The sequence below is a fragment of the Cupriavidus sp. Agwp_2 genome (assembly GCF_040784895.1).
Classification (GTDB): domain Bacteria; phylum Pseudomonadota; class Gammaproteobacteria; order Burkholderiales; family Burkholderiaceae; genus Cupriavidus.
Map to the genome: position 1 here is coordinate 610,047 of NZ_CP088085.1, position 12,710 is coordinate 622,756.

10 protein-coding genes and 1 tRNA gene are annotated in these 12,710 nt (G+C 57.7%); 4 read left to right on the forward strand and 7 right to left on the reverse strand.

The window, feature by feature from the left end; all coding sequences use genetic code 11:
- Positions 1-141: 141 nt before the first annotated feature.
- Positions 142-2,127: a GSU2403 family nucleotidyltransferase fold protein gene (locus tag LPA45_RS33070; RefSeq protein WP_367395132.1), complete on the reverse strand. Its 1,986-nt coding sequence runs from the start codon at positions 2,125-2,127 to the stop codon at positions 142-144.
- Between the two features lie 880 nt (positions 2,128-3,007).
- Positions 3,008-3,688, reverse strand: coding sequence for a metallophosphoesterase (locus LPA45_RS33075; protein ID WP_367395133.1), 681 nt, complete (start codon positions 3,686-3,688; stop codon positions 3,008-3,010).
- Between the two features lie 420 nt (positions 3,689-4,108).
- On the opposite strand from LPA45_RS33075, the gene LPA45_RS33080 reads away from it, so the two are divergent.
- Both LPA45_RS33080 and LPA45_RS33085 read left to right on the forward strand, forming a co-directional pair.
- Positions 4,109-4,483 (forward strand): PHA-granule associated protein 4, encoded by a 375-nt coding sequence (locus LPA45_RS33080; protein ID WP_367395134.1) that lies wholly within the window; start codon positions 4,109-4,111, stop codon positions 4,481-4,483.
- 226 nt (positions 4,484-4,709) lie between these two features.
- Complete coding sequence (locus LPA45_RS33085) at positions 4,710-5,588, forward strand: hypothetical protein (RefSeq protein WP_367395135.1); 879 nt, start codon at positions 4,710-4,712, stop codon at positions 5,586-5,588.
- 578 nt (positions 5,589-6,166) lie between these two features.
- On the opposite strand, the gene LPA45_RS33090 is transcribed toward LPA45_RS33085, so the two are convergent.
- A complete protein-coding gene (locus LPA45_RS33090) occupies positions 6,167-6,625 on the reverse strand; it encodes a fumarate hydratase (RefSeq protein WP_367395136.1) in 459 nt (152 codons plus the stop codon).
- A 329-nt stretch (positions 6,626-6,954) separates the two neighbouring features.
- On the opposite strand from LPA45_RS33090, the gene LPA45_RS33095 reads away from it, so the two are divergent.
- On the forward strand, positions 6,955-7,155 hold the full coding sequence (locus LPA45_RS33095) for a hypothetical protein (protein ID WP_195432088.1): 201 nt from the start codon (positions 6,955-6,957) through the stop codon (positions 7,153-7,155).
- A gap of 317 nt (positions 7,156-7,472) precedes the next feature.
- Here LPA45_RS33095 and LPA45_RS33100 read toward each other — a convergent pair whose 3' ends face one another.
- The 4 genes from LPA45_RS33100 to LPA45_RS33115 form a co-directional block, all read right to left on the reverse strand.
- A complete protein-coding gene (locus LPA45_RS33100) occupies positions 7,473-7,766 on the reverse strand; it encodes a hypothetical protein (RefSeq protein ID WP_367395137.1) in 294 nt (97 codons plus the stop codon).
- 79 nt (positions 7,767-7,845) lie between these two features.
- Positions 7,846-8,157 (reverse strand): H-NS family nucleoid-associated regulatory protein, encoded by a 312-nt coding sequence (locus LPA45_RS33105; RefSeq protein ID WP_367395138.1) that lies wholly within the window; start codon positions 8,155-8,157, stop codon positions 7,846-7,848.
- Positions 8,158-9,298: 1,141 nt separating this feature from the next.
- A complete protein-coding gene (locus tag LPA45_RS33110; protein WP_367395139.1) occupies positions 9,299-11,077 on the reverse strand; it encodes a reverse transcriptase domain-containing protein in 1,779 nt (592 codons plus the stop codon).
- A 174-nt stretch (positions 11,078-11,251) separates the two neighbouring features.
- Positions 11,252-11,328 (reverse strand) — tRNA-Ile (locus tag LPA45_RS33115).
- 919 nt (positions 11,329-12,247) lie between these two features.
- Between LPA45_RS33115 and LPA45_RS33120 the strand changes: the two genes are divergently transcribed.
- A complete protein-coding gene (locus LPA45_RS33120) occupies positions 12,248-12,622 on the forward strand; it encodes a DUF4124 domain-containing protein (RefSeq protein WP_367395140.1) in 375 nt (124 codons plus the stop codon).
- Positions 12,623-12,710 lie beyond the last annotated feature (88 nt).

Below are 12,710 nucleotides of genomic sequence, written 5' to 3' on the forward strand. Positions count from 1 at the left end.
AGACCTCCAAGCACTAGCGCTGCCTGGCGTCGTCGTCCTGGACGCGCAAACACGACGCGCCGGCTTCGACGCTGGTCGTCGCGGCAGCTCGTCGGCTGCCTTTTTGAGATTGTTGCCGCGCGTTATATGTGACTGCCGAACTCAGGGGATAAGCCCGAGGCCGTCGCCGAGCTTGGCCGCCAAAGTCGACAAGTTCTGGCAGAACTTCCGCTTTTCCTCTGGCCCCCCTGGCTGGGCGGCAATCCATCCCTTGAACGCGCAGAACGACTCTGGGGAAATCGCGGTGAGACGCTCCATGACGCTCGTTTTGGTGGAAATGATCGTGCTTACCCGATCGCCACGCAGTAGCTTGGCTATCCCATAGGACATGGCCGCCCCGCTGTCATCCGCAATCGTGGTCGACAGCGTCGCTTCCGACGTGCTCGCTTTCACTGCACCGATGATGTCGACCACGAATCCGACTTCGTTTCGCCCTCGCACGCAGGCACCCATCCTGGGGGCGAGTATGAAGGTCGGATCCACGGCCTGGAGGGCGCGCAGGATGCCCTCCTCTCCGATGGGCTTCGCCGTGACGAACTGCACGCGCTTGTTGTAGAGCCCGAGTCTGACGGCATCCTCGATGCTGCAGCCCGCGGCTGACGCATAGGCAAGGATCGCATAGTTCCCGATGACCGAGATCGTCTCCGCGAAGCCCGCGCCGCGAAACGCCTCCAACAACTGAACCAGCATCTGTGGGGCATTCCCCGGCGCGGATACGGAAGCCAACCGCTTGGCCGCGACGCTGCCTGGGCGGGTTTCCCCCGACGCCGCAGCGCGGCAGGCGGCCTCCCATTCTGCAAAGCGCTTACGTGCAACGCCATACTGCTCCAACTCCAGGCTTTCCAGATGGCGAACTTCGAAGCCGCCGCATTGGAACTTGCTAGGCCCATATGCGGAGGTCGCTGGCTCTGGGGCCTTCTTCGCACTCGCAAAGTCGTGAGCCGCTTCGCGGGTCCGTTCAGGTGAGCGATCGGGCTCCGCAGGACGCTCTTGTGTTGCCGCCTGCTTTGCAGGCGCGGCCGGCCGCGGCTTGATTGCTGGTTCGCGTCCGGCAAACCGGCGTAGGTGGTCGAGTTGCTCTTCCGCGAACGGCCCCTTCGGCAAGGTCAAGATCACTTTCGCGATGGCGTCTCCCACCTGGCCAGTCTTGGCGTCACGTAGGCCTTTGCCGGCAAAACGCAAAGACTTGCCGCTGCCCGTATTCGGCGGGACCTCTACCTCGAAGGTTCGCCCCACGATCTCGATGGTGGTCTTGCCTCCGAGCCACGCCGTGATGCAATCGATCTTGACCTCGCAGTGGACGTCGAGACCCTTCAGGTACGTAGACCCGGACTTCGCCACCCGGATTTCGCAGAGTAGGTCCCCGGCCGCGCCACCGAACTCCCCTGGCATGCCGCCACCGACTGCACGAAGCACGCGACCGGCCGGGGTATTCGCCGGCACTTGGATATTGAAGCGCTTGGTCTGTTTGAATGCACCCTTCCCTTTGCACGCTCTGCAGCGCCAATCGACCCCCGACCCCTTGCATTTGCTACAAGTACGCCGCCGCCAACCATCCGCTGAAGGATGCCACCCGTCGCCGTCGCATTTCTCACACGCTTCGGGAGCGTACGCTTCACCGGAGCCCCGGCAAGACGGGCACGTGTCTTCAACTTTGACCTCGACGGTTGCCTTGCCACCACGGAGCGCCGTGTCAGCGTCGATTGTCGCCTTGCAGCGGATGTCCTCGCCTCTTACAGGCGCCGGCTTGGATTGGCGGCGCCGATGGCGGCTCTGGTGAAATTGCTGGCGAAAGAAGTCTTCGAAGTTAGAGTCGTCTTCGTCCGCCCCGGACCACCAGGGGTTCCCGCTGCGAGTCGAGCCATTGCTCTGGTTAGGGTCGTACTGCGCGCGCTTCTGGGCGTCGCCAAGGATGCGGTTAGCCTCCTCAATTTCCTTGAATTTCTCCTCGGCTTGCTTCTTTTCCCGTTCAGACTTGCCATGCTGTCGGTCGGGATGAAATTTCATCGCGAGCCGTCTGTAGGCGGCTCGGATCTCCGCCTCGGTTGCACCAGGCGAAACGCCGAGAGTGTTGTAATAGTTAATCATCTCGGCTATTCAGATTCACCTCACCCATGGTCTGAGGGCCGGGACTGCGCATCGGCAATCAGACGGCGGAAATAGCAAAAAGATACTACTACCGATCCATCAGGGCGGACGCACAAGTAGTTATGTAGCGATTGCGCCACATAACGGATCGAGGTTCAACTACGCGGATGTGCATGATTAGTTCGCCTCTTGCGACCCGCTTTCAACGCCCTACCCTCGCGTTCAACAACCGCTGCGCTTGCGAATTCCCCGGCGAGGCAGTGCATCCGACTCAAGGCGCAGCGCCGAGCACTCAAACAGCCTCGAAGCGCGGCGGCCCTGCAAGGTCGAGGCGGCTCCATCCCTCGTTCAATTGTCTGCTCGCTGCATGACAATTTTTTCGCTGGCAAAAGAACTGCCGGGAAAAATGGCTCCTAATCCTGTGTTGCGCGATGTTTATATCGCCGTATCCTGCTCCGGTAGGTCCTGCTACCACCCGCGCCCGTCCCCTGATGAGCGCGGGTTCTTTTTTCGCGAACAGCTGGACTGCGCGGCGCAGGCTGGGTTGCCGTCAATGGCAACCTGGCGGATACTCAACGCTGGTGGCGCCGCAAGGTGTTACCCGATTTCTTCTTGGACGTTCTGCGGCTCTCCTCCATCGGAGCGAGGGCTGTTTTTTTGGTCGCGCTCACTATTTGGCAAGCGGCGCGTCCAACTTGCCGACGGCAGCCGCCGCTGCGCGGTCGAGCACCGGACCTGGCGGTGTCATGTCGACCTGCGGGCGGTCTGACCTGGTTGCACAATCCGAAAGATCACCAGTCGTTTGCCCTGCCCGCTGGCGCTTAATAGAATTGCCAGTGAATTGCTACCCCCGGTCCTCCTTCGTCTTGATCCGGACAAGTTAGGACGCTGGCAAGAACTCTCCCTCGATCGTGGCTACCGCGCACGCACCGAGACCGAAGATGCGGCACGGTCCTGTGTTCGGATAAGCCGTGGACTCGTGGTGATGGCCGTGGAAAGCGCGTTGCACGCCCATCGCTTCGATGAGCGTGTCAATCGCCTCGAACCCGTGTAGGTGGCAAGCCGGAGCCTCGTGGCTGACCAGGACATCCGCATGCTGACTTAGTAGCGCGTTGTACGTCTGCGGGAAGATCGTGCTGCGATGGCGCCGCGGCAGACCACCCCGCCAGTAATTCCCCTTCCCACATTTGGCCAGATAGTCAGTGGCGCTCTCTACGCGCGATGGTTCGGGCGGCATCCAGACCTGGCCGCGAAAAATCCCTCCCAACCCGGCAATCCGAAGGCCTGCAATCGTGACCACCCGCCCATCCAGGTTCCGGTCGGCCAGGCCCGAGCCGAACAGGTTGTCGTAGTCGGCATCGCTGTCGGTGTCGTGATTGCCAGGAATCCACCAAACTTGCGTCAGGGGAAGGATGCTGGCGAGCTCTTCATCCAGTGGGCGCCTGGCCTGGATGTCGCCCGCGAGCACCACTGCCTCGGGGCGGTGACGGTGGACGCTTTCAATCAGCGGGGCGAACTCGCCATGGGGGTCGCCGCAAATGAATACGTGGCCTTCAGACATCGGTCTCGGATAGGTGACTTGGTTCGATGGAATCGACGGCGGTGAACCTGAACGGCCGGCGGGTGTAGGCCCGCCATGCGTCTCGGCCACGGTCTGGGTAAACGCGCCCCGTATGACCTCGTGCACCTGTGCATGGCCTATCGGGCGCGCTCCGTTTGCAAAGTGGCAGTCCGCTGTCACCCGATTATCTCTGAATGATCACCAATCTACCTGATCACCAGTCTGTCGAATGCGTAACCGCGACTGCGCCCGCGCAAGGCTACTTCATCCACCAGTACGGGTTCTTAAGTCAAAGCGGTACGCGGGACGACAGGACCTAACGAAGTAGACCGTTCCCCGCTTACAATGTTGCTATGCAATATGAATTGGGCCGTAGAAGCGCGCGAATCGCCACAGGTCCTACGAGCAGGGGAGGCGGCAATGGCGACAGCTCTGGCTGCGACCAAAGGCGAAGCACTAAAGCTCCTGGAAACAGAGGGCGTCACGGTCGTGGATTTGGACTACGAATCAGGATGGCAGGATGCGATTGAGCTGGCCAGGCTGGGCGAAAAGCTTGGCATACGTGTCCAGTATCGCGGCCATGTGAGTATTGCCGTCATCTCGCCCGCTGCACTCGTTGCCGGACTGAATCGTCCAAAGTTGACGTTCCGTCAGCGCAATCTTTACTGCCAATTTGAGCTCGGCATGCTACCAGTGGCTGACTTGGAGCGCCTGGAGGGAAAAGCGGAGAAGCTCGGAGACTACATCCTCGCTGGACATCTCACGAGGGATGTCGATGCTGTATGGACGGAATAACGCATTGCCATGCAGCCATCCTGAAGTCCAAAACAGAATCAGCGCCGCGCGTCGCGCCTTGATTTGCTTGGCCGCGCTCGGGTAGCGCTTATCTCGCAGAGATCTGGTTGGCCGGTTGCGGATTGCCCGTCGTCGTGGCAGCCGCTACCATCCCTGAAGACTTGTTGTGCCCGGCGATGTCGGGCCGGTACTGCAGGGGCGCAATCTGACTACCAACGGGAACGCCGTGACGAATCAGCTCGATCTTTTTGAAGATAGCCGCGATGTCATGCTTCGCAACGACGTGCTCACGGCGCTTGAACAACGCAATGCCGCCGCCGGGCGTGAAGCACTGCAGCGCCTGGTCGTGGAATATCCAGACGACGCGCTTGTGCCGACCCTGGAGACACTTGTCTGTGTGCTGGAGGCTCCTGTCCACGAACACTTCGCGACTCACACGGCACGGCGCGACACCTGCGAAGCGTGGTGTTTGCCGAGCATGCTGGCAGCGCGCCGAGCGTTCGGCGACGCACCGGGCATGGCTTGGTGCCTACCGCTGTGGCGTGCCGTCGCCCGGGCCGCCTCTCAATTGCCGTTTCAACGGGAGATGCCAGAATGGCATTCGGCACCCCTATGGATGCGCGCTGCGGAATGGACTGCGGCATGCGACAGCATCAAGCGAATCGGGTCATGGCGACGAATTCCAACTCCCCTCGCCTGGATGGCCGAGACGGTCTACCGGCTCCAGGGGCTAGACCCGGCATGGCCACTCTTGGCCGAGCTTGCCTGGCTATCCCCGAAGAAGCTCGGCGCGCTCATACAAACGCTCGGGGATTCGTCATTGCTGGCGCTGCGCCGGCGGTTCGATGCGAATTTCGACGGGGACGGCACGACCGAGGATCTTTGCTGGTTTCCCGCCTGGTCCTTGGCGGAAAAACCCGGACTTGCTGCCCTCTTACGCGCGTCCGAACCCTCGACGGGCACATTACCCGAAAAGGGATTGCGGATCATGCTGGATCTGTTGACCCTTGAGCGCCAGGGTCGCCAGCATGACTTGCTGGAACGGCGAAAGGACTTACGCGGCCTGCACGCGGGCCTCTTCGAGGCCTACATCCGTACGCGGTAACGTCTCGGGCTTTTCGCGTTTGCACGCACTCGCAGGGCACAAAAAATGCTCTCCACCTCGCGGAAGAGAGCGCGCGCGGCGTTGACATCCGTGTCCTGGGGGCGGCGGTGATCGGCAATTTCAAGCGCCTGCGCAGCCCACACGTGTTGTCACATGATTACGCTGATGTTGCTCCCGCCACCAGTAATCATGTTGGCGCGCCAACCGACCGGTCGGTCATTCTTGCTCAACGAGACAGTGCTTGGGTCGCTTGCCAAGCCTCGCAACGCAAAAAGGAATAGAGAATCTCTGAACTGATGCATGGCCTGCTCCACGCGTCGCGCAGCGGCACGAAGGCCCACATCAGGAGACGCCCCTCTTCACTGTTCGCAGAAATGGGTACGCACAGTCGCAGACCGATGTCATGGGCATGGGTCTAGCGCTCGGCATGCGGAGTTGACCTCATGGCGCGGCACGTTGCTGCTTGCCACGGCGCGCTCTATGCGGCCTGGCCGGGGCGATCAAAACGGGGCGCCGGTTAGCGCCCATCCTGCCTCAATCGACCGGTTGCCGAAGGCCAACTCAGTTGAGGCGAAAGATCACGCCGAAGCTTCGGGTGTCACGACGGTCTGTGCCACCTTTTTCGCCGGGGCTCGCTTCTTCGTTGCGGACTTCACCGCAGCCTTCTTCGGCACAACAGTCGCGGCGGCTTTGCTACCAGCAGCCTTTTTCGAGGCGACCTTCGTGGCGGCAGCTTTGCCGGGAGCCTTCTTGACGCCTACAGCCTTCGCTTTCTTCGCCGCGAGCTTGTCCTTTGCGGCTTGTTTCTCAAAACGCGCTGCGGACTTTGCGGCTTCAGTGGCTTTCACGACCTCACGCTTTGCAGCTTCAATGGCCTTCTTCGTGTCGGCGCGCAGTTTCAGCAAGCGCTTTTTCGCTGCCTGGGCTTCACGTGCGAGCACGCTCGCCTTCTTCGTCGGTGCCGTCAACTTCTTTGCGACAGGCTTCCTTTTGGTAACCGCGCTCGACGGCGTCGTTGCTTTGGTTGCTGCGACCATGTTGATTATCCGTTATCAGTTATTCGTTGGAGCGCGGAGTATAACCTTGTCGCGATCTACAGTGATCCGTGGGCTCAGCATGGGGTTGCCAAACGGGTGAAATATCAACCAACGATCCGATGTGTTTCAGCTTCGCTCCGCTGCATTGCAGCACACTTAGCGCTTGATTCCGGGGACAAGAGCGTTTAGTGTCAATGCTCGGTGTGCGCATACTCAGCGCGTCCTCGCACCGAGTTCACTCAGTGTTGTTCCTGTGATCCTCCGTGGAACTCCGTCCACGGACCAGCAGTCGTAGTTCCTTTTCCGTTCCCCCGACAAAGGAGCCTGACATGCTCAGTCCGCATGAAATTGCCGCGCTGCTACTGCTTGGCGATGCGCAAGACATCGACGATCTCGAACCGGAACAGTTAGACGGCTTGCTGGTCCACAAACTGGTGACGATGGAGCATGGCCACGGCAGCCCAAATGCCCACCCTCGCTTGACGAGTCAAGGGTATTCCATGCTTGAAGCCGTGCGCCGTATTGCGTAACGCCGCCCGATATTGAGCGCCCTTCACGTTTTGCTCTGTTTGTCGCGAAGAGTCCTTGGCGACGAATGCCGCTGATCCGATTGCATCGGGCAAAGTCAAAGCCATACCGCTACAGTGACGAGTCGGTGGAAAAGACTGCCTTCTTGGCCATGTCGGTTATCGCCGACTGCGCGTTGAGATTGAGCCAAAGACTTACTACCCAACGCCTCAGTATCCCCGCAGTACTGGCACACATGTACATGGGTTCGACGGCCGGCGGCTTGATGCGAATCATTGCATCCAGTCCCTGACCGTTTTGGATCAGGCGGGGAAAGTGTCTAGCGTTCGTCTTTCCGGATGATTTCCACCTGCTCGTCGATGATGACCAGGAGATCGGCTACTGAACCGGTGAAACGCTGCCGTACTTTCTCTCGTGCCTTGCGCTCGCTGGCCGAACGCACGAGCTCATAGGTACCACCCTCCTCCGAAAGACGGATGACTCTCAGTTCTTTGCTGGGCGGAACCTGCAGCCAATACGAGTACCCATTCCTTATCCCTTTGTCCGTGCGTTCGCGAGAAATCAGGTATGGCCGGGCAAGCATGATCTCGGCGTGAATCGCTTCAAAGGACATGGTGCTGCTCTCAAAAAAACGAAACCCCTGCTTTGCGGGCAGGGGCAAATTTTATTCTGGGGTGCAGTAGCGGAGGTTTTTAGGCTTCTTCTGCAATCAGGAATCTCTTCGGGTTCTTACCGAGCCAGGCCGGTTGGCGACCACGGCCGGACCAAGTGTTCCCGGTCTTGGGGTCGCGGTACTTAGGGGGCAGTTCCGACTTCGGCTTGCTTGTACGGCTGCCTGCTGGACGGCCGCGACGGCGTTTGGCAATGTCTTCGACCGTCAAGCCATACTCCGCCATCAGGTTCTGAATCTTCTCGATGACGCCCGCTACTTCATTAGCGCGTACCTCTTCCAGTTGGGCTTCGAGGGCCTGCTTCTGGGACATGAGTTCCTTATAGGATGCCATTCGATTTTCCTTTCCAGTCGAGGGATGAGAGAAGATAGTTTAAGGCTAACCAAGCTTTAGCGCAAAACACTTTCACTCTGTGATTATGTGTGTGGAAAAACACTGGGGTAATGCCATCTGAATTCAATGAAAATAGGGCCAGGAGTCAATGTGGGACAACGACCGACAGAACATGCTAGGTTACTGCGCCGGCGTGTTCGGGTCATCAAGAGATCCACTATGGCGGAAGCCAAACGCAGCCTTGGCTAGCTCGCTGGCCGGATCAGCTCTCCACGTGGTGCTCGACACGGACGCTAAGACCGTCGTGCCGCGTCCGCCGACGTCCCCGCATGCCTCTCCCCACGCTCGCCGGACAGGTCCGCAAGCGCAGCCTCGGGGTCGCCGGCCGGACTTGTTTCGCCATCTCCGCACTTCGATCATCCTGGAACAAGGCGAGGACAGCTCGGCTGAGCCCATGACTCGCTTAGCTTTCTGGAGATCACAGAACTGAGCCGGAACCTGGCCACCAGCCAGGCGCTGGAGAGACGATTGGACCTCCCATCATGCGGCAAGGCAAGCCAGCTTTGTAGGAATGACCTGATGGTGTAACAGATTGGGCCGCAAGACGTAATTTTGGCCCCCAAAAGACCTTGTGACTTCAGCAGAGGGAGCTTGCAGGCTGGCATCGACGACCCATTATCGACGCAAGTCGCCTTTTGCGGCCCAACTCATTGCACCTTAGCCGTCGCCACCGCGGCTCACTATCATCGGCTGCAGTTCTGGCTTCCGGCTACGCTTCGCCATCGCGCTTTGTCGCTGTGCCGCGGCAACTCTGGCGCTCGCCCTGGCCTCGCACGCTGCAACTCACCGTCGCCGTCGAATCGTGGCGGGAGCGCAAGGCAGACACCGGCCAGTCCGGTCGTCGGAATGCTTCCCTTTCACCCCGCATTACCGAGGTCGCATGTAGGTACTTGGTGGGCCTGGCAGGATTTGAACCTGCGACCAAAGAAGTAGGATCGGTAGCCAGTCCCTTTCAAAGAGCGGTGGGAAGGCAAAACCGCTCTTTGCAGGAAACCAACTACCTTCCTCCGAACGCAACGTGCAAGTTTCCAAGCATTACGCTCTCCAGCAAGGTGCGCTTGCGCGCCCTACGTATCTCAAGCTACCTCGCCGCTGTGATGGGATCATACAGATCTGATAACTTAAGGCCATCATAGACTCCCTTATGAACCTTTATGTGACAGGGAGTGCATGCTGGAATCTGTTTTCTGTTCAGAGTTGCCATGAGCCGGCTGAAGCCCCAAACTTTCTCACCCATTTTCCGAACATGGCGAATGTGGTGCATTACCACATTCTCGTCGGAACCACAAATAACGCAGTTCACCCCAAGCTTGCTACGGGTTCTCAGTCTTTGATTTCGTTGAAACACGTGATCCGGCGTGGGCAGCTCGCCCACCTTGAATCTGGTGGGGTTGCGAGTCCAATCGAAGACGGTAGGGAAGGCTAAGAATGCCGTCTTCCCATAGTGAGTTTTCTCGATCGCCAACTGATCCCCATGCTTGAGGAAGATTCGTCTAATCGAAGTCCTATGCTTCCCAGCCAGGGTCTTCGCTGCCGAGTATTTCAGGATGTACTGAATCCTGCGCAGATCAGAGTAGTTGTCCACGAAACTGTAGTAATTAACCAGTCCTCTCAGCACCGCTCCTGCCATTGCGACGATTTGGTCGTCGTCGAGGGAAATCCATGCGCTTTTGGCGATTGGGCTACCGTTCTTGTCGCAGAATCCTCTGGAGTTTAGTCTCGCCACCAGCGTGTCGCATGGGGCAAACATCTGGGGTAACCATCCGGTGACTCTCTTTTGGTAGTAGCGGCCGTTCTTGTCGGTTATGCGAACTACTTTCTGAGAATCAGCTCCCACTTTAAATCGGGTTCCCAAGAAAAATGCTTCTTCATCCTTGGCATGCCTGATGTGGGTTTTCTCCATACTAAGAGTTAGCTCGAGCTCTTTCGTCATGAAGGATTTAACCTCATCACGAATTTGCACGGCGAGATGTTTAGGACCATTGATTCCCACACACCAATCGTCGGCGTACCGCACATACTTTACTCGAATAAACGAGCCGTCATCCCGTGTTTGGCTTGACCGCTTCTGAGCAATGAGTAGCGCCTTCAATTCACTGAGCAATTTCTTCCGCTCTTCGGCATTATATGTCGGAGCATTTAGTTTCGAACGCACCTTCACAATTTGCTTCCGACGGTAGTTGTACTCGGTCGTGGTCCGCTTCTTATCTCCCTTTTCGTGTATTGCAGTCAAACCTGCGACAAACTCATCGAGTTCATGCAAGAAGATATTGCACAGGATAGGGGAGACTATGGACCCCTGAGGTGTACCGACGTAGCTTTCCACGGGTCTTTTGAACTCGTAGTAGCCGGCCGTCAGTGCTTTTCTGATCAAATTAAGAAATCTCTCGTCCTTGATGCGACGACGGAGGATGCTGATCAGAATGTCATGGTCAATACAATCGAAAGCGGCTTTGACGTCGCCTTCTATGATCCACGTTACTCCGCTCCAAGTGTTGCGGATAGACTTTAGCGCTGTGTGGCAGCCGCGATTGGGCCTGAAGCCATGACTGTCGTCACTGAAACTGCTTCCATGAGGGCTGTCGTAAATTGCTTCGAGGATCATTCTCATGACCTCTTGTACGATTTTGTCTCGTGGTGGAGCGATTCCTAGGGGACGAGTTTTTCCGTTGGCCTTCGGGATGTGGACACGTCGTGCGCGGGAAAATTGGAACGATTCGTCCCTCATTTGTGCGACGATCTTCTCAATGGTCCTCAAGGAGAACTCATCTAGCGTGGTTCCGTCGGCCCCTGGTGTCATGTTTCCGGGAACGCTTTTCAGCTTTTCGTACGCCACGACAAAAAGGTCGCGTTTGTACATTAGCCTATAGAGGTCACCGTTGACCCAACCAGGTTTAGCGTTTAATCTACGTAGTGTCTCTAGTCGTTCTAGGTCAGAACTACTCATCCGAGTAAACCTTTTACTTCTAAAGCACGTCCTTGCATCTTCGCTTCCCCTTGTCCCGCGTTACCGAGGCTGTATAGGGCATATTTTTGGTGGGCCTTGCAGGGCTCGAACCTGCGACCAAAGAATTATGAGTTCTCTGCTCTTACCGACTGAGCTAAAGGCCCAACATTTCTGCCACAACGGGTACTACCGAATAGTCCGTTGCCGGAATGGTTCACCATGTTGCCACAGCTTCGTCATTCCTGCGTAGGTTGCATGTCTCAACCCACGCTTCTAGGGATTGCTCCCCTTAGGCAATCCCATGGTTAACACACTCTCGCGCTCCAGTTTTAGGTGTCCAACTCATCCTTTTCGTCCCTACTTGGGCGTCGGTCGGCCGAAGAAGCTTGAGGAGTATTCATAATCGCTACCCCTCATTCGCCGAAGTGGACGTAAAACATGCGTGTCCACCAGTTGAGCATGGTACTCCGATCGGATTTGGCTTCTGGCAATACAGCCTTCACCATGACTGGCCTAACTGACAGACCTATCGAGCTTGCATATTAGCTCTCACCTGCCTTTTCGCGGCATGCTGCTGTCCCCTCGAGGTTTCCCCCTTAGGTATCCCGCGGTGTTTCCACCGCGGTAAGCCGCTGTTTTACCCACGATGCTTCAGTGGGGTAGACTACTACCACAACGAGAGTGCGCCCTATCCATGGCGCACTTATGAGTTCTCTGCTACTGACCCCTGAGCTACAGGCCCACTGTTTCACTACACAGGTACCACAACTGGTCCCGATAAGTCTGAAAGGGAAGGAGCTTACGTCTCGATTCCCCGCGACGCGCGAATGATAGCAGGCTTGGGTCATCGGACGACGAACTTAATACTCTGCCTCACGTAGCTCAGTGGTTACTGCGGAGGGCTAGTTTGCCGGCTGACTTCCGATCATGGATCCGGCGCCAGCAGATTCTGGCTTTGGGCGATAGCCGATCCGCCATGTCGATGTGTCGATGCTGCAGAGGTAGATATCCATCGACACAGCCCCCCAACTGTGGGGAGTACCCAGCTCGATTCCTCAAGGAAAATTCGCTGGGGAGGAAACCATGTTGAGAATTCTGCTACTGGGGCTTTTCACAACGAGTGCAGTGGGGCAGACCGTATACCAATGTCGCGGGATGGACGGTAGAGTGACGCTCCAGGATCAGCCGTGTCCCGACGGCACAAAGACGGAATCGTCTCGGAAGACCATCGGTCAACTGAACGCGGAATATCGGGCTCAGCCAATTGTCATTGGAGATCCAAAGTCGGCCGAGCGACTTGCTAGTGGGATCGTTTGCCCTTCGTTGCGGCAGCAGTATCACAACAATTTGGCATGGTCGGAGCGTGCCATGCTGCGAAAGGACGTTGCTGAAGTACAGCGAGCATCAGAAGCCGTACGTGCCATCGGCGTCCAAATATCGAAATATCGCTGTGAATAGCCAGGCCTTCGGGTTGCCAATGCACGGTAAGTAGCGACGTGTAGATTCGCCACCCCCTTTTCTGGCCGCCGTGGCAACCGATCTCGGT

Bases quoted from the DNA above. Each gene is read 5' to 3' on its own strand.
- LPA45_RS33105 (WP_367395138.1), bottom strand. From the start codon at position 8,157: ATGGCATCCTATAAGGAACTCATGTCCCAGAAGCAGGCCCTCGAAGCC.
- LPA45_RS33070 (WP_367395132.1), bottom strand. From the start codon at position 2,127: ATGATTAACTATTACAACACTCTCGGCGTTTCGCCTGGTGCAACCGAG.
- LPA45_RS33090 (WP_367395136.1), bottom strand. From the start codon at position 6,625: ATGGTCGCAGCAACCAAAGCAACGACGCCGTCGAGCGCGGTTACCAAA.
- LPA45_RS33095 (WP_195432088.1), top strand. From the start codon at position 6,955: ATGCTCAGTCCGCATGAAATTGCCGCGCTGCTACTGCTTGGCGATGCG.
- LPA45_RS33075 (WP_367395133.1), bottom strand. From the start codon at position 3,688: ATGTCTGAAGGCCACGTATTCATTTGCGGCGACCCCCATGGCGAGTTC.
- LPA45_RS33120 (WP_367395140.1), top strand. From the start codon at position 12,248: ATGTTGAGAATTCTGCTACTGGGGCTTTTCACAACGAGTGCAGTGGGG.
- LPA45_RS33110 (WP_367395139.1), bottom strand. From the start codon at position 11,077: ATGTACAAACGCGACCTTTTTGTCGTGGCGTACGAAAAGCTGAAAAGC.
- LPA45_RS33080 (WP_367395134.1), top strand. From the start codon at position 4,109: ATGGCGACAGCTCTGGCTGCGACCAAAGGCGAAGCACTAAAGCTCCTG.
- LPA45_RS33100 (WP_367395137.1), bottom strand. From the start codon at position 7,766: ATGTCCTTTGAAGCGATTCACGCCGAGATCATGCTTGCCCGGCCATAC.